Genomic DNA, 16,122 nt, shown 5'->3' with positions numbered 1-16,122 from the left:
CCACCGGGGCTCCCTGGCGAGGGGACCGGTACGTTCGATCATCGTGACGATTGTCGATGTACTGCTGCTCGTCGTCGCAGGGTTCTTCGCCGGCGTCGTCGGGTTCGTCACCGGTCTCGCGTCACTTGTGTCCTACCCCGCATTACTTGCGGTGGGGTTGTCGCCCGTCGCCGCGAACGTCACCAATACGGTCGCGATGGTCGGTGTCGGCGTCGGTGCTCTCAGCAACTCCGCTCGTGAAGTGGTCGACACGGGACCGCGGGTGTGGCGGTGGACGGCATACGCGGCGCTCGGTGGTCTCACCGGCGCTGTCGTGCTCCTCGTCGCGCCACCGGGGTCGTTCGAGGCCACGGTGCCTTTTCTCGTCGCGTTCGCGTCGCTGGCCCTGCTTCTGCAGCCGAGGATTCGTGAACTGGCCGGTGGCCGCGATCTTCCCCGCGTGTTCGCCGCCGCGCTGTTCGTCGTCGCGGTGTACGGCGGCTACTTCGGGGCAGGCGCGGGCGTCATCTTCCTCGCACTCACGCTGATCTGTACCTCCGAGTCGATCTGGCGCGCGAGCATCCTCAAGAGCTATCTGCTCGGCGTCGCCAACCTGGTCGCGGCGATCGGTTTCGCGTTCTTCGGACCGGTCCACTGGATCGCTGCGGCGGCCATGGCGGTAGGTGCGTTCGCCGGCGGCTGGTGCGGTCCTCCACTGGTCAAGCGGATCCCTCCGACCCTGCTGCGGGTTGCGGTCGCAGTGGCAGGGTTCGGTCTCGCCGCGTGGCTCGGCTTCGGCTGACTCGGCGCGACGCGTCGCTAGTGCACGCCGTGCATGAGCTTCCGGATCCGCGGGGTGAGTGCGATCAGGATCAGGCCGACGGCGATCGAAGCGCCGCCGATCCACAGGTAGTACGGCACTTCGTTGTTCTGGTCGTAGTAACCGGCTAGGGTGCCCGCCATTGCACTGCCCAGCGCGACCGACAGGTAGAACAGAGCCACCATCTGGGTGTGGAAGTTCTTGGGTGCGAGCTTCGTCGACAGGGACAGGCCCACCGGTGACAAGAACAACTCTGCCAGCGTGAACAGCAGCAGGATGCCGATGAGCCCGAGCAGCGGTGCACTGTTGGCGCCGCCCCCGGACATCGGGATGAAGCACAGGAACGCAATGCCCATGATGATGGTGCCGCACGCGAACTTGACGGGGGACGACGGTTGCCGAGGCCCGAGTTTCGTCCAGGCGGCGGCGAACACGCCGGCGAACAGAATGATGAAGACGGGGTTGATGGACTGGACCCACGACGGTGGGAACTCCCAGCCGAACAGGTTGCGGTCCAGGCGTGAATCGGCGTACACCGCGACCATGGTGAACTGCTGTTGGAACAGCGACCAGAACACGGCGCTCGCAAGGAACATCGGGATGAACGACCAGACCCGGCTGCGCTCGGTCGTCGTGATCTGCTTGCTGCTCAGAATGACGAAGAAGTAGACGACCGCCGCGACGACAGTCAGCGCGACCACGATGTCGGACATGTTGCCCGAGGTGATGACGCCGGTCGCCGCGAGGAGGCCGACAACGACGACGGCTGCCACCGCGCCACCAGCGACTCGCAGTCGCAGATCGGCCGGGAGTGGATGCGGCGGTGTACTGCCGATGTCGCCGAACTGCTTGCGATAGAGCGTGTACTGCGCGAGACCGAGGAACATGCCGATTGCTGCGAGACCGAAGCCCCAGTGGAAGCCGTACCGGGTCTGCATGAAGCCGGTGAGCAGTGGACCGACGAGTGCACCGAGGTTGATGCCCATGTAGAAGATCGAGAATCCGGCGTCGCGACGATCGTCGTTCTCGTCGTACAGGTCGCCGACCATGGACGTCGCGGTCGCTTTGAGCCCGCCACTGCCGAACGCGACGCAGATCAGGCCCACGCCGACCCCGAAGAGTCCGGGCAGCAGTGCCAACGCGATGTGGCCGATCATGATGAGCACGGCACTGTAGAACAGTGTGCGTTCGGCGCCGAGCAGGCGGTCGGCGATCCATGCCCCGACAATCGTCGACAGGTAGACGGTGCCGCCGTAGGCGCCGACGATCGAGGTGGCGGCGACCTGGCTCAGACCCAGCCCGCCGTCTGTCGCCGAGTAGTACAGGTAGTAGATCAGGATGCCCTGCATGCCGTAGAACGAGAACCGCTCCCACATCTCGACACCGAAGAGGTTGGCGAGGGGGAGCGGTTGTCCGAAGAACCGGTGATCGGTTCTCGATTCGGCCGGGGGCACAGTGTCGCTCATGAGTGTCACTGTTGCACCGAGGAGCGGATGGTGTGGGCGATTCAAATCATCGAAAGCGTGATCACCCCGTTGTTTCGATCACCGCTGTGTCGATCACCCCGTCGTGTCGATCACCGGCGTGAAGTTCATTGCGTGGTGATCCGGCGGCGGATCACCACCTGAGCGATCACACGCCATCCGACGAGGACGACTCCGAGGGACAGTGTCGCGACGATGATGAATGCGGTCGCGGTGCCTTGGCCGGTCAGTGCTCGCAGCAGCATTCCGCCGACGAGGGCGCTCACCCACAGAATCAATCCTGTGGGGACTGCGGCGTAGGCGTCGAACTTGTCGCGGTAGAGCCATGCGGTGAGGAACCACCCGATGGTCAGTCCACCGAGGAACGGCCAGGCCGTTCCGGCCAGACCCACGAGGTCGAGTGCTTCGTCATGGCTGGATCGTCCGATTATGGCGAAGACGATGACCAGAATGACGTCGAGAACCAGCGCGGGTGCGTACTTTCTCACCCGTCCAGGGTATCCCCGACGCTCGTGGGCCGAGCCGACGGTGTCAGGCCTGAGCGAGGGCCTCGATCTCGATGTTCAGGGTGATCTTGTCGCCGACGACTGCTCCGCCGCCTTCGAGGGGCATCTCGATGCTGATGCCGAAGTCCTTGCGGTTGATCACGGTGGTGGCTTCGAAGCCGGCAACAGCGCCCTGGCCCATGCCGGGGTTCACGCCGTTGAACTCGAGCTTCAGCTCGATCGGGCGGGTGACACCGTGCAGCGTGAAGTCGCCTGCGAGGATCAGGTCGCCGTTCTCGGCCCGCACGCCCGTGGTGGCAAACGTCGCGACGGGGTGGTTCGCGGTGTCGAAGAAGTCGGCGGATTTGATGTGCGCGTCACGGTCGGCGTTCTTGGTGTTGATCGAGTCGACCTGGATCTCGGCGTTCGCGCTGGCAGTTCCGTCCTCGGCGACCACGATCGTGCCGGTGAAGTTCTCGAAGGTGCCGCGGACCTTGCTGACCATGAGGTGGCGGACCGAGAAACCGACGCTGGAGTGGACGGGGTCGATGGTCCAGGTACCTGCGGTCAGGCCGGGGAAGACGGTGGTGCTTGCGGTCATGAGGTGCTCCTTGGATGTCCGGGTCGTTTGTTGAAACTTCAACTGCTGACATATTGAGGATGGCACAATCTAGTTGAGTTCGCAACTACTTTCTCGAAGGAGATCAGTCCGGCTGGAGAACGGTCCGTTCGGCGACGGGGTCGATGTCGGCCCCGGCGCTCACACCGCGGTACAGGACCGCCACGGTGATCCACCCGATCGCCGCAACGAAGACGACGCTCACCGCTCGATAGACGAACACTGCGGCGAGAGACTGAGATGCGCTCAATCCTGCTGCGGTGAGGGTGGCGATCAGCGTGCCGTCGACGAATCCGAGACCCGCAGGGGCAAGCGGGACACTGCCGACCGCCTTCGCGGCGGTGAACGCGATGATCAGACCGGCCAACGACGGTGTGCCGCCTACCGCCCAGCACGCGAATCCGAGACAGATCATGTCGAGTACGCGATTCAGACCCGACCACGCCGCCGCGGCCAGCATGTCCCGTCGACGGAGGTGCACCGCTTCGAGCTGGGACAGGGCGCGTTCGAACGCCTCGATCCCGGCGTCGGCCGACCTCCTGATCAGGCGGTTGAATCGCTCCAGATTCCACGTGACGAAAGTCTTGATCGACGACGGATTCTGCGCGACATACCGGAGCCCGATCAGTAGCGCACCGGCCGCAGTGATCGACAGGAGCAACGTGACGGGACTGATCGACGAGCCGACAGCGAAAGCGCCGACGGCACCCATAGCGGCAAGTGCGGCGGTGGAGACGACCCCCGACACCGCGAGCTGCCAGGATGCGACCATCGGTGTTGCGCCCCAGCGGCGCGTCTGCCGGTAGGTGAAAGCGGTGGAGAAGACGAGACCTGCGGGGAGGGTCACTGCCATCGCGGTACTCCCGTAGACCACCGAGGTCGACCGGGACAGACTCACCCGGACTCCGCCCGCACGGAGCACCTTGCGGAGGAGTCCGGCGAACGCGCTCAGTGACAGCAGTTGTGCGACCACCGCCGCCGCGGCCCACCCCCAGTGCATCTCCGTCAGGGCTCGCCAGGATTCGCTCATCGATGGCCACAGGTAGATCCCCTCGACGACGAGGAGAGCGATCAGTGCGATCGCGGACACCCACTTGATCCACCTGAAACGGCCCCGTCGCGGTGTAGCGTCGGGGCCAGATCGGTCTTCATGCGGCTGCGCCACTCGGCCAGCGTATCGAACGCCGTCGAAACACTTGTATGGTTACCCGTTGGTAGAGGCCGGTTCGGGTGATCGAACGGGCCACGCCAGCTGTGTCATGCGCCCCCGTCCGCGCAGCTGAACCTCATCGCCCAACTCCCAGTGGCCGCGCTCCTCGTCGTCCGCGAAGTACAGCGCACTGGACGAGGCGAGCACCCGGCTCGGGCGCAGTTTCGCGAGTTCGGTCAGCCGCGACGCCTCGTTGACCGGATCGCCGATCACCGTGTACTCGAAGCGCTCCGCCGCACCGATGTTCCCGGCGACCGCCAGGCCGGCAGAGACTCCGATACCGATGTCGAGCCCGGTGATCTCGTCGAGCGCGAACCGCAACTCGCGTGCCGCCGCCAACGCCGCGGTAGGGGCGTCGGGACGGTCCAGCGGTGCACCGAAGATCACCAGTGCGGCGTCACCCATGAACTTGTTCACGAATCCGTTGTGCTTGTCGACGACGTCGACGACCACACGGAAGAATTCGTTGAGCAACTCCACTACCTCGTTCGGGGGCCGCTCCGCGGCAGTGGCCGTCGACCCCACCATGTCGACGAACAACACGGCGACATAGCGCGTCTCACCACCGAGCTCCGTGCCGTACTGCAGGGCTCGGCGCGCGACGTCCTCGCCGACGTGCTGACCGAACAGTTCCCGCAACCGTCGCCGCTCGTCCGATTCGGACATCATCCGGTTGAAGCCCACCTGCAGCCGACCGATCTCACTGCCGTCGAACACCTCGACCTGGACCCCGGAGGCGCCGCGCTGGACGCGCTCGATGGCCCACCGAAGCTGCTTGATGGGATCGGAGATCTGCGACGAGGTCAGCAGCGACAGGACGAGCGCGAGCCCGATCGACATCACCGCCAACGCCAGTACCGACCATGCGAGCGCATCGGAGCCGAATTCGTTGTCGGTGGTCAACTGGGTGACGCACAGCAACACGATCCCGGCGACCGGCATCAAGGTGCCCAGCCCCCACGTCATTGCGAGACGGGTACCGACACCGGGCGCCATGGTCCGATCGAAACGACCTTCACTCAGCGCCCGCGCGGCCACCGGGCGCAGGATGCGCTCGCCGAGCATGTAGGTGAAACCGAATGTGCTTGTCGCGGCCATCGCGACGGTGACGGCGACGGTCACCGCGAGCGACGGCATCTCTTCAGCGGTGAGGAAGACGAACAACACCCCACCGAGCAGCCACAGCGCGAGATGCACGATCGCCTGCCGCAACGGTGCGTGCAGGGCAGCCATCTGCTCCGACCGTGTCGGCGGGCCCCCGCGCAACTGCCACCGCACCACGGACCGCAGCATCAACGCTGCCGCACTCAGGCTCACGACCCCCGCGAACCCCAGGTAGACGGCGAAGACGGCAAAATTGCGGACCCTGTCCGCGATGATGTTCTCCGACTCCTCGATCGGCAGCCCGTAACGAACGAACGCGAACACCAGCATGGCGCCGAACAGATTCGAAGCACCCATCGAGACCATGTAGAGCGGCCAGCGACTTCGCAAAGTCGCTGCGACTGCTCGATATGACCTCAACACGACTTCAAATCAAACCACTGTGTGGACGGTCACATGACCTTGTGGTCGCACTTGGGGGCCACCGAATGGTTGGATTCACCGCAAAAGCGACGACGAAGGCGAGGAGCGCGGAGATGGGGGGATCCATATCCGGGCTCTCACGCACGGCAGACCCGGACGCCCCGCTGTGGCGTGCTGCGCAGGTGTTCCGGCTGGTAACGGTTGTCTACGCGGTCAGCTCCCACGTCTCCACCGTCCCGAACTACACCGACGAGGCATTGAGCTGGTTCCTCATCGGCGTCCTCGTGGCGTGGTCGCTGACCTCGGCGCTACTGCTCTCACGCGGACCTCGGGGGCGTCGGGTGGTCGTTGCCGTCGACCAGATCACAGCCGTCGCACTGATGGCGTCGACCCGATTGATCTCCGATCACGACTGGTACAGCCACCATCAGACGATGCCGACCACGTTGTGGGTCGCCAACGCTGTCATCTCGGCCGCACTCTTCGCCGGCCCGCTCGCAGGAATCGCTTCGGCGATCGTGATGGCCGCCGTCAGCGCAGTGGTGCGCGACCAGGTCAACCTCGACCTGTGGTCCGACGCGACCGCGCCTGTTCTGGTCGCCTGCGGTGTCGCGATGGGATTCGCGATGAGGACGGCCCGGACCGCTCACCGCCGGCTCGAGGAAGCGGTGCGGATCGCCGCGGCGACGGAGGAACGCGACAGGCTCGCCCGGCAGGTTCACGACGGCGTGCTGCAGGTACTCGCGCTCGTACAGCGAGGAACCGGCGAGAACTCCGGAGTCGGTATCGACCGTGCCGAGCTCGCCCGGCTGGCCGGTGAACAAGAGGAGGCATTGCGCCGCCTGATCTCCGACCAGGACACCGAGGTCGATCGGGGTGGGCAACATGTCGACCTGACCGCGATGCTGCGAATGCGGGTCGACGGCGATGTCACCGTGGCCGCGCCCGCGGATCCCATCGTGATGGAGCGGCCACGCGCCGGGGAACTTGTGGCGCTTGCGACCACCGCGCTCGACAATGTCGAGCATCATGCCGGTCGCGACGCACGAGCGTTCGTGCTGCTCGAAGACCTCGGCGACGAGATAATCCTCTCCATCCGTGACGACGGCGTCGGTATCGCCCCCGGACGGCTGGCCGAAGCCTGTGTGCAGGGACGTCTCGGCGTATCGAAATCGATCATCGGCCGGGCACAGTGGCTCGGCGGGACAGCAGAGCTCGAGACAGCACCCGGCGAAGGCACTGAGTGGGAGATACGCGTGCCCAAGGAGGCAACACATGGCTGAGATCACCGTGATGGTGGTCGACGACCATCCCATCTGGCGCACCGCCGTGGCCCGCGATCTCACGGACGCCGGTTTCCGCGTGGTGGCGGAGGCCGACAGCATGCGAACGGCTCGAACGCGGGCCGTGGTCGAGCCGGATGTCGTGCTCATGGACATGTCGTTGACCGACGGCAGCGGAACGGATGCGACCAGGGCCGTGCTGGAGGTGTCGCCACGGTCGCGGGTACTTGTGTTGTCGGCGTCGTCCGAACGCGCCGATGTGCTCGGTGCGGTGAAAGCAGGGGCGTCCGGTTATCTGGTGAAGAGCGCGTCCGCCGTCGAACTCGTCGAAGCCGTAGTGAAGACCGCTGCGGGTCAGGCCGTGTTCACCCCCGGTCTGGCGGGGCTCGTGCTCGGCGAGTATCGGAAACTGTCGGTGTCGAAACTGAGTGAATCGTCTGCGCCGACCCTCACCGACCGCGAAACCGAGGTCCTACGACTCGTCGCGAAGGGAATGTCGGCGAAACAGATCGCGTCGCGCCTGGTGCTGAGTCACCGCACCGTCGAGAATCACGTGCAGGCGACGCTGCGCAAACTGCAGCTGGCCAATCGGGTGGAACTGACCAGGTATGCAATCGAACAGGGCCTGGACTGATTCTGGGCAGCGGCGTGTTCTGAACCTCGCGTCGTGCACGGAAGCCTGCATGGTGCTCGGACGACTCTAAAGTGGTCGGCATGGACCCGAAGGATCTGAGAGTCTCGGACGCAGAACGTGAACACGTGGGTGAGCTGCTGCAGCGCGCAGTCGGCCAGGGCATGCTGTCACTCGGTGAATTCACCGAACGAATGGACACCGTGCTCGCCGCGAAGACCCGTGGAGATCTGAACCAGGTACTCGTCGATCTGCCTGGTATCCAGATGCGACCGGAACTCCAGCAGCAGCCGCAGTTTCCGCCCGCTCGGGCGTACGAGCCCCAGGTCGCCGCGGTGACTCCGTCGATGTACCCCGCGGGCACCGGGACGGTACTCAAGGGCCGGATGTCGACGATCGCGCGTAAGGGTCGCTGGGAGGTGCCGCCGGTGCTGCAACTCGACACCGTGGCGTCGTCGGTGTCGCTGGACTTCACCGAGGCGGTGATGCAGACGCAGGTCGTGCGGATCGAGATCAGCGACTACCTCAGTTCGATCAGCATCGTCGTTCCGATGGAGGCGACAGCGGACATCAACGGACTGGAGGCCATGGCCTCGTCGGCGACCTCGAAGGTGGGCGCGGGCGCCCCGTACGGCCCGCTGCACCTGGTGGTGACAGGCAAAATGCGTGCCGGAAGCCTGACAGTCGCGCACCCGATGGGTGCGCGACTGCGCAAGTTTCTCCGGGGTACCTGACCAGTTCTCACTGGCGGCGTTGCCGGGCGATCAGCTCACTGACACTGATCGTCTGGGCATCGTCCTCGCGGTGCCGCCGGCCCTGCGTGTCGGGACCGCGCGAAGCTCGGTTCTCTGCTTCGGGACCGCTCGAAGCTCGGTCTGCGGGCGGTCGGCGATGGTCGTCGCGCTCGGGTGATTCCGGCCTGTCGGGCGCGTTCGCGACGGGGTCGTTCGGGCCCTGCCCTTCGCGCTGTTGCTGGGACCCGGGTGCCCGGTCGGAGGTCGATGGAGTCCTCCGCATCTGCGAAAGCCAGCTTTCGATGGCCTGTGGATCACGAGCCTGAGCCCGGGGAGCCTGCCCCTGCTCAGGGACGGGGCGACCCACGGATGCAGCCTGGGTGTTGTCGCCGGGGTTGCCCGTCGGCGGCTGGGGACGCACGTCGGTCCGGGGCAGTGGCGGAGGTACCGATCCACGCTGTCTCCGTGGCAGCGGCGGCATCGCTGAGCTGGGCGGTTGCTGCTGCGGAGACCCGGCCTGCTGTGCCGGGCCCTGCTGCCGTGGCGCAACCGGCTGCTGCGGACCTGCCGTCCCGCGGCGGGGGAGCGGACCGCTCGCGTTGCCGGGCGCAGGCATTCCGCGAGTCGGCAGTGGACCCTGCTGCGGCGGCGAACCCTGGTGGGGCGGAACGGGCCGATGATCCGGTCGGTCACGACGGATCGGCGCGGAAACCTGGTCGCCTCGGCGAGGCGGAAGTCCGGAGCCGCCGCGCGGTGCCGGGCCCCCCGGCTGCCCGGGCTGTCCCGGCTGGCGCGAGGCCGGCGGACGTCCCTGCGATCGGCGCGGTGGAGGAAGGTCGCGTGTCCGTCGCTGCTCGGACGCCGGGCGTGGCGCGGCGATCGTGGGCATCGGCTGCGTCATCATGTCGCTCTCGCCCCCGGCATCGCCGAACATGCCCTTCGGGAACCGGTGCGATCCCGTTGCCGTGATCGTGGAAGGTCCGAACATGCCGACTGTGATGAGCTCGGGAACATCCTCGGGCATCAGCTCGTCGGGCAGGATCGGCTCGGCGAGGCCGACCTTCTCCTGGATCCGCTTCATCCATGCAGGCGCCCACCAGCAGTCGTCGCCGAGCAGTTTCATCACCGCTGGAACGAGGAACATGCGGATCACGGTTGCGTCGATGATCAGCGCCGCGATCATGCCGTACGAGATGTACTTCATCATCACGAGCTCGGAGAACGCGAACGCTCCGGTGACGACGATGAGGATCAGCGCTGCGGCCGTGATGATGCGACCGGTGTGGGAAGTGCCGATACGGATCGATTCGGTGGTGCTCGCTCCCTGCGATCTGGCTTCGACCATGCGCGAGAGCAGAAACACCTCGTAGTCGGTCGAGAGACCGTAGATGATCGCGATGATCAGCACCAGTACCGGCGACATGATGGGACCGGGGGTGAAATTCAGCAGGCTCGCACCGTGACCGTCGATGAATATCCAGGTGAGGATGCCCAGGGTCGAGCCGAGCCCGAGCGCACTCATCAACGCGGCCTTGATCGGTAGCACCAGCGACCCGAATGCCAGGAACATCAGCAGTGTCGTCAGTACGACGACGAAGACGACCATCAGCGGCAAGGTGTCCAGCAGTGCCGCGATCGAGTCCTGCTCGATCGCAGGCGTGCCACCCACATAGACCTCGACGCCGTCGGGCCACGACGCGGAATGCAGGTAGTCGATCGTGTCGGAGGTCATGTTGCGGTCGACGAGCCCGGCTTTGAGGACGCGGACACCGTCCTTCGCGGGACCTTCGATGGAGAACTTCTCGACCAGCCCCGGCGCAGCGCTACCGGTTTCGATGATCTTGTTGAGGTCGCCGCCCTCGGCGCCTCGGATCACGAGCTTGACCGGCTCGGTTCGCTGGCCGGGGAACAATTCGTCGAACTGCGCCTGCGCGGCCCGTGTCGGGTGATCCGGTGGAAGGTACGTCTCGTTGATGCCGCCGAATTTGATACCGGTCAGCGGAGTGATGAGCAGCAGCAGACCGATGACCGTGGGGATGGTCACCTTCATCGGGTTGAGCATCACCCAACGGGTCAGACGACCGATGAAGCTGTTCTCGATCTGCTCGTTCGACTGGATCTGACCGAACCGCTTCATGCCGAATTTGTCGATCCGTCTGCCGAGGATCGCCAGGATGGCGGGGAGCACCGTCACCGATGTGAGCGCAGCCAGCGACACGGTCGCGATCGCACCGTAGGCGACGGACTTGAGGAAGCCTTGCGGGAACAGCAGGAGCCCACCGAGGCTGGTGATCACCATCGTCGCCGAGAACACGACGGTGCGACCGGACGTGATCACCGTGCGGCGCACCGCGGCGGCCGTCTCGTAGCCTTCGGCAAGTTCTTCGCGGAACCGCGACACCATGAACAGGCCGTAGTCGATGGCCAGACCGAGCCCGATCAACGACACTACGGGTGCGACGAACGAGTTGACCTCGGTGAAGTTGGTGATCAGACGGACGATGCCGTTGGCAGCGACAACCGTCAGGCCACCGGTGATCAGCGGTAGTGCCGCAGCGATCACACCACCGAACACGAAGAAGAGCAGCACACCGACCGCGGGGATCGCGAGGATCTCCATGCGTTTGATGTCGTTGGCCATCGTGTCGTTGAGCGCGTTGGTGACCGGCTGGAGTCCGGCGAGCTTGACGTCCACGCCCTCGATCCGGAGCGAATCCTTGACGTCGCGGAAGTTGTTCGCAATTTCGGTGTCGTTGTCACCGGCGATCGCGATGGAGGCCACACCGTGCTGTTTGGAATCGTCGGCGAGAGCGGGCAGCGCCGGAGCGCTGTCGGTACGCCAATACGAACCGTTGATCTTGAGAATCTGGTCGGGGTTGTCGGCGAGCCACGAGTTCAGGCCCGCGGTGACGGTCGCCGTGAACTCGGGGTCGTCGACGGTCTTGCCCTCGGGTGCGGTGATGAGTGCCAGAACATCGCCGTTGGTGTCTCGCCCGAATGTGCCGTCGGCCAGCTTCGCGGCCGTGACGGACTCCGAGCCGGGGTCGTCCCAGCCGCTCTGACTGAGATGGTCGTTCAGGCTCAGGCCGTACCCGGCGAGCCCGAGCAGCGCCGCGACCATCACCGCAATGACGGTGAAACGAGCGCGGACGACGAGCTCTCCCCAACGGTCGAACACGTAAATCTCCTATTCGGCGACGCTCTTGCGCCCCGCAAGAAGGGCTGAAAGCGGTCGGAACGGCTGCAGCCACGCACCCTCGTCCGGCAGCGTTTCGAGGCTGACTCGCGGCAGCGGCTCACGGAACACGCCGGGGATGTCCTCGAGATCGACGAAGTCGAGGATCTCCGAGGTCACCGCCCAGCTTGCATGCTCACGGAAGCCGAGCACCTGCACTGCGACGCCTGCTGCGGCAAGTTCCTCGAGGGGTTCCCGGAAAGCCTGCCCGTCGGCGGATGCAACCATCACACCGGCGAGGCCTTCGCCGCGCCGCAGCTCGATGTGCTCGAGCATATCGGAGTCGACGTCGCTGTCCTCGTCGATCTTGGGCTTCGCGAACACCGCGAAACCCACGTTACGCAGAGCTTCCACCCACGGACGCACGACGTCGGCGCTGCCGGGTGCGATATTCGTGAAGACTGTCGCCTCGGCCTCCAGCGGCGACACGCGGTGACGCGACAGGTCGGCCGTGCGGCCGAGGAGCCAACGGCCCAGCGCGTCGAATCTCGGCCGGTACGCGGCAGTCGGGCGGCCACCGAGGATCGCCCCGAGGCCCATATCGAGGTTCGGTGCGTCCCACACGAGCAGGACGCGCCCGGGCCGCTCGGTGCTCTCGATCACGGCGGTGTCGGTCGCACCGGGCACTTCTTCATGGACGCTCATGCTCCGATCTTCCCCCAGATCATCTCGGCGATGTGGCTGCCCACCTGGTGAGCCTTGTCCTCGAACTTCGTGACCGGACGATCGTGGCTGACGGGGGACTCCCACGTCACATCTGTGAGCTGGGGTTCAGCGTTACCGGCTTCCAGGATCCACTCCGCATATTCGGCGTGGTCGGTTGCGACATGCAACACTCCGCCCGGCTTCAACCGACTCGCGATGAGCGCGAAGGTCCCGGGCTGCAGCAGCCGGCGCTTGTGATGCCGTGCCTTCGGCCACGGGTCCGGGAAGAAGACCCGGACGGCGGTCAGCGATTCGGGCGCGACCATGTGTTCGAGGACCTCGACGGCGTCACCACGCAGGATCCGCAGATTGGACACCGGCGCGTCGGTGTCTGCGGTGCGCTCGATCCGCTGCAGTGTCTGCGCGATACCCGGGCGGTAGACCTCGATGGCGATCAGGTTGATGTGGGGTTCGGCCTGTGCCATCGCGACGGCAGCGGTGCCGGTGCCGGAACCGATCTCGAGCACCAGGGGGGCCGAACGGCCGAACCATGCGTCGGTGTCGAGCTGGTCATCGCCCACATCGCGACCGAGTTCGGGCCAACGGCGGTCCCATGCGTCCTGCTGCGGATCGGTGAGAGATCCGCGGCGAGAGCGGAAACTCGTCACCCGCGGGTACAGGCGGTTGCCCCTGGACTGCCGCTCGTCGAGCGTGTCGGTCGTGTCCTGATCGGAGTGGTTCACCCGACCATTGTCACGTATCGGGAGAGTGCGTGGCAGGAGTGACCGGTGTGACCACAGGGTTTTCTCAGGATGAGGACCCCGGACAGCGCGCTCGGGCAGTGTCGGAACGTGGTCTCTGACACAATTCGTTCGCGACGATCGGGGGGATCATGACGGGGGAATCGAGCACGAGGTATCCGGGGGCCGATCCGTGGCGCCGGATCGCGGACGAGGTGGATCGGCTGGATCCGGACGCCGGCCGCACGCTGCATTCTGCGCTCGCCCGGTGCACCGCACCGCTGCGGATCCAGGTCGCGGGACGCGCAGGTGTCGGACGCGCAGATGTGCAGCGAGCATTGGCCGGGTTGCCCGCCTCCCCGGAATCCGCCGTCATCGACGTTCCCGGAACGCCCGATCCTGTTCTCGACGCCGATGTGGTGATCTATGTGCTTCCCTCCAGGCTCGATCCGGTCACGGTGCATCCCGCCGACCGTCGCGCCCTCGCAGCGCTCGATTCCCGGCGCGTCATCGTGGTGGTCGCGGGCGACACGCCGGTCCGGGGTCTCGGGGCATCCGTGTTCACGCGGGACGACCCGAATCTGGAGGCGGTGATACTCGATCAACTCGACCGCGCTCACTCCGGACGGTTCGAGGATTTCGTGACGTCGGTGGCGGGGATCGCGGCGTCGCCGCAGGCAAGGGACGTCATCGAGGCTGCACTCGAGAGTCCTGCCGAGCCCGGATCGTCGCTATCCGGGTTTTCGGGGCCCGACGTTCCGACGTCGAATGTTCCGGTCCCGTGAACGGCGCCGACGATGTCCTACGTCGCTGGAACCCGCGCGGTTGGGCACGGATGCACCGATCTCCGGTCCCGGACCGCGGTGTTGCGGTAGTTCGGGTCGCGGGGGTCGCGGGTTCGGGCCGCACCACGCTCACCGCCGAACTCGCAGAGCTCGGCGGCATCGAATACGTCGAGGACGGGGATGCTCCCGTGGTGCTCATGGTGCTCGATGCATCCTCGGTTCTCGGCCGCACAGAACTCGCCGTGCTCGACGCAGCGGCGCGTGACGCGGCCGACGTGGTGTTCGCGTTGACCGGAATCGACCGATATCCGCGATGGCGGGCGATCAGCGAGCGCGACATCGAACTGTTGCATCGGCACATGCCGAGGCTCACGCGGGTCGTGCTGATTCCGGTGTCCGTCGTCGCAGCGGCCCGGGCCAGGAAGCTCGGAGGCGATGTCGGTCGGGTGCTCGCGCTCGAATCGGGGCTGGTGGGCGTGCACGACGCGCTCCTCGCCGCGGCGAAGACATCCGTGCAGGGCCGGTCGACACGCACCGCGGTGGTCGCACAGACGAGCAGCATGATCGTCGAGGAGATCGCTGTGCTCTCGGCCGCCGACGACACCGCTGATCTTCGTGCCGAGCGCGAACGTCTCGTGACGCGACGGATCGGCCCCGGACATCGCCCGGACTCCCATCGAGTCCGAGCGGAACTGAGGCGGGACCTCGCGGTGCGCGTGCGGGAGGCATCGGCGGAACTGCACGTCGTCCTCGACGAGGGTTCGGTCGATACGTGTGGCGTCGAGATCCTGCTGAACACGCATTCGCAGCGAATCCGACGGGAGGTCGCGGTAGCGGTCGAACGCGGCCTGGGAATCCTGTCGCAGTTGCCGAATACAGAACCGGCTCCCGCCCCGCGGGTCCCCGGTCGTCGTCTCGACGATCGCCTCGCGCTCGTGTTGGGGGCCTCTGCGGGTGCGGGCCTCGGCCGTCTGGTGGCCACCCTGCTCGGAGCGATACCGGTGGCGGTCTCGGTGCTGGTGACGGTTGTGTGCGGGGCAGCAGCCGCGTGGTGGCTCGTTCGTCTGCGCAGACAGTTGGCGCACCGCGAGCTGATGCGACGGTGGGTCGTCGACGAACTGACCTCGCTTCGCGTGGACCTCGAGGCGTGGATCCGGGCGATGGCCCTCGACGCCGAATCGAAGCACGCGCGCGACACCGCCGCGCGGGAGCTCGCACGCGCCACCGAATTGCGCGAGCAGGTCGCAGCAATCGACGACCGGATTCGTCGACGCCTCGGTGAACAGCGCGCCCGCATCGCGGCCTGTGAGCGGGACCTGGCGATGTTGAGGCAGGTGGAACCGTTGTCGGCTGCGGTGCGTCCAATCAGAGGGACGGCGTAGGAGAGACCGAACAACGCACAACAAGATCTCAGGGGGCAGGCATGGCCGACACATTTCTCGGCACAGGCGGGTTCGACGACCACGGCCTCGGCGGTTTCGACGTGTTCGACCCAGCGAGCACCGCAGCGTGGGCGGACTCCGTCGGCGCCACGACCGACCTCGACGGGGACGGGCTCCGCGACACCGTCGCCTTCGACAACGGCCACGGTGCCCTGGTCGTTGCCACCGACAGCAATCTGGACGGTTCCACCGACCGGCTCACAGCCGTCGCCGACGATGGAGAATACGGTGTGTGGGAGTTCCGGCGAACTGCGGACGGCGCACCGGATTGGGTCCGGATCGATGCGGGTACTCTAGGCAGAGACGAATGCCACATTCCGGAAGGTAAGTGAGCCGTATCGCCTGTACGAACAGGAAGGACGGAGGTAGTCTCCACGTCTCTGAATCGTTTCTGTGACATTTCCGACCGGCCCCGATTGTTCCCGGTCCGACGTCCGGCGTTAACCTCTATGAATAGGACATCCGGCGCCCGCGTCCTCCGTACGGCCACGGACGAAGCGGGT

Annotated in this window: 15 protein-coding genes; 7 read left to right on the top strand and 8 right to left on the bottom strand. The window is 66.0% G+C overall.

The genetic code is table 11. From position 1 onward, the window contains the following. Nucleotides 1-43: 43 nt before the first annotated feature. Complete coding sequence (locus tag HCA61_RS06280; RefSeq protein WP_169687290.1) at nt 44-781, top strand: sulfite exporter TauE/SafE family protein; 738 nt, start codon at nt 44-46, stop codon at nt 779-781. Between the two features lie 17 nt (nt 782-798). On the opposite strand, the gene HCA61_RS06275 is transcribed toward HCA61_RS06280, so the two are convergent. From HCA61_RS06275 to HCA61_RS06255, 5 genes are all read right to left on the bottom strand, one after another. Further along, entirely contained in the window at nt 799-2,265 is a 1,467-nt protein-coding gene (locus tag HCA61_RS06275; protein WP_169687289.1) for a peptide MFS transporter, read from the bottom strand. Nucleotides 2,266-2,390: 125 nt separating this feature from the next. Next, entirely contained in the window at nt 2,391-2,771 is a 381-nt protein-coding gene (locus HCA61_RS06270) for a DUF3054 domain-containing protein (RefSeq protein WP_169687288.1), read from the bottom strand. 43 nt (nt 2,772-2,814) lie between these two features. Continuing rightward, nucleotides 2,815-3,369 (bottom strand): YceI family protein, encoded by a 555-nt coding sequence (locus HCA61_RS06265; RefSeq protein ID WP_169687287.1) that lies wholly within the window; start codon nt 3,367-3,369, stop codon nt 2,815-2,817. Between the two features lie 103 nt (nt 3,370-3,472). Beyond that, the gene (locus HCA61_RS06260; RefSeq protein WP_308198776.1) at nt 3,473-4,552 is read right to left on the bottom strand and encodes a YbhN family protein; all 1,080 of its coding nucleotides are present in this window, start codon (nt 4,550-4,552) and stop codon (nt 3,473-3,475) included. Between the two features lie 39 nt (nt 4,553-4,591). Beyond that, the gene (locus HCA61_RS06255; protein WP_169687471.1) at nt 4,592-6,067 is read right to left on the bottom strand and encodes an adenylate/guanylate cyclase domain-containing protein; all 1,476 of its coding nucleotides are present in this window, start codon (nt 6,065-6,067) and stop codon (nt 4,592-4,594) included. A 170-nt stretch (nt 6,068-6,237) separates the two neighbouring features. Between HCA61_RS06255 and HCA61_RS06250 the strand changes: the two genes are divergently transcribed. From HCA61_RS06250 to HCA61_RS06240, 3 genes are all read left to right on the top strand, one after another. Next, a complete protein-coding gene (locus tag HCA61_RS06250) occupies nt 6,238-7,407 on the top strand; it encodes a DUF5931 domain-containing protein (protein WP_169687286.1) in 1,170 nt (389 codons plus the stop codon). Beyond that, on the top strand, nt 7,400-8,041 hold the full coding sequence (locus tag HCA61_RS06245; RefSeq protein ID WP_240958970.1) for a response regulator transcription factor: 642 nt from the start codon (nt 7,400-7,402) through the stop codon (nt 8,039-8,041). Before HCA61_RS06250 ends, HCA61_RS06245 begins: the two co-directional genes overlap by 8 nt. Before the next feature lie 80 nt (nt 8,042-8,121). After that, entirely contained in the window at nt 8,122-8,772 is a 651-nt protein-coding gene (locus HCA61_RS06240) for a DUF1707 domain-containing protein (protein WP_169687285.1), read from the top strand. A 7-nt stretch (nt 8,773-8,779) separates the two neighbouring features. Here HCA61_RS06240 and HCA61_RS06235 read toward each other — a convergent pair whose 3' ends face one another. The 3 genes from HCA61_RS06235 to trmB are packed head-to-tail and all read right to left on the bottom strand — an operon-like array spanning nt 8,780 to nt 13,431. Continuing rightward, on the bottom strand, nt 8,780-11,950 hold the full coding sequence (locus tag HCA61_RS06235) for an MMPL family transporter (RefSeq protein ID WP_169687284.1): 3,171 nt from the start codon (nt 11,948-11,950) through the stop codon (nt 8,780-8,782). Between the two features lie 9 nt (nt 11,951-11,959). Continuing rightward, a complete protein-coding gene (locus HCA61_RS06230; protein WP_169687283.1) occupies nt 11,960-12,652 on the bottom strand; it encodes an NYN domain-containing protein in 693 nt (230 codons plus the stop codon). Beyond that, the gene (gene trmB, locus HCA61_RS06225; RefSeq protein ID WP_206039750.1) at nt 12,649-13,431 is read right to left on the bottom strand and encodes a tRNA (guanosine(46)-N7)-methyltransferase TrmB; all 783 of its coding nucleotides are present in this window, start codon (nt 13,429-13,431) and stop codon (nt 12,649-12,651) included. Before trmB ends, HCA61_RS06230 begins: the two co-directional genes overlap by 4 nt. Nucleotides 13,432-13,544: 113 nt before the next feature. Here trmB and HCA61_RS06220 point away from each other — a divergent pair, with 113 nt between their 5' ends. Genes HCA61_RS06220 through HCA61_RS06210 form a run of 3 tightly spaced genes read left to right on the top strand, consistent with a single transcriptional unit; the run spans nt 13,545 to nt 15,951 of the window. Then, complete coding sequence (locus HCA61_RS06220) at nt 13,545-14,177, top strand: hypothetical protein (protein ID WP_169687281.1); 633 nt, start codon at nt 13,545-13,547, stop codon at nt 14,175-14,177. Next, entirely contained in the window at nt 14,174-15,559 is a 1,386-nt protein-coding gene (locus HCA61_RS06215) for a hypothetical protein (RefSeq protein WP_169687280.1), read from the top strand. Before HCA61_RS06220 ends, HCA61_RS06215 begins: the two co-directional genes overlap by 4 nt. Before the next feature lie 41 nt (nt 15,560-15,600). Further along, on the top strand, nt 15,601-15,951 hold the full coding sequence (locus tag HCA61_RS06210) for a DUF6802 family protein (RefSeq protein ID WP_169687279.1): 351 nt from the start codon (nt 15,601-15,603) through the stop codon (nt 15,949-15,951). The last annotated feature ends 171 nt before the right edge of the window (nt 15,952-16,122 follow it).

It is taken from the genome of Rhodococcus sp. HNM0563 (assembly GCF_012726195.1).
Lineage (GTDB): Bacteria > Actinomycetota > Actinomycetes > Mycobacteriales > Mycobacteriaceae > Rhodococcus.
Note: the sequence above shows the minus strand (reverse complement) of the source record. Positions and strands in the feature narration are given on the sequence as shown.

Coding starts and splice junctions, on each gene's coding strand:
- HCA61_RS06230 (WP_169687283.1), bottom strand. CDS start 12,652: ATGAGCGTCCATGAAGAAGTGCCCGGTGCGACCGACACCGCCGTGATC.
- HCA61_RS06210 (WP_169687279.1), top strand. CDS start 15,601: ATGGCCGACACATTTCTCGGCACAGGCGGGTTCGACGACCACGGCCTC.
- HCA61_RS06250 (WP_169687286.1), top strand. CDS start 6,238: ATGGGGGGATCCATATCCGGGCTCTCACGCACGGCAGACCCGGACGCC.
- HCA61_RS06255 (WP_169687471.1), bottom strand. CDS start 6,067: ATGGTCTCGATGGGTGCTTCGAATCTGTTCGGCGCCATGCTGGTGTTC.
- HCA61_RS06240 (WP_169687285.1), top strand. CDS start 8,122: ATGGACCCGAAGGATCTGAGAGTCTCGGACGCAGAACGTGAACACGTG.
- HCA61_RS06275 (WP_169687289.1), bottom strand. CDS start 2,265: ATGAGCGACACTGTGCCCCCGGCCGAATCGAGAACCGATCACCGGTTC.
- HCA61_RS06265 (WP_169687287.1), bottom strand. CDS start 3,369: ATGACCGCAAGCACCACCGTCTTCCCCGGCCTGACCGCAGGTACCTGG.
- HCA61_RS06245 (WP_240958970.1), top strand. CDS start 7,400: ATGGCTGAGATCACCGTGATGGTGGTCGACGACCATCCCATCTGGCGC.
- HCA61_RS06220 (WP_169687281.1), top strand. CDS start 13,545: ATGACGGGGGAATCGAGCACGAGGTATCCGGGGGCCGATCCGTGGCGC.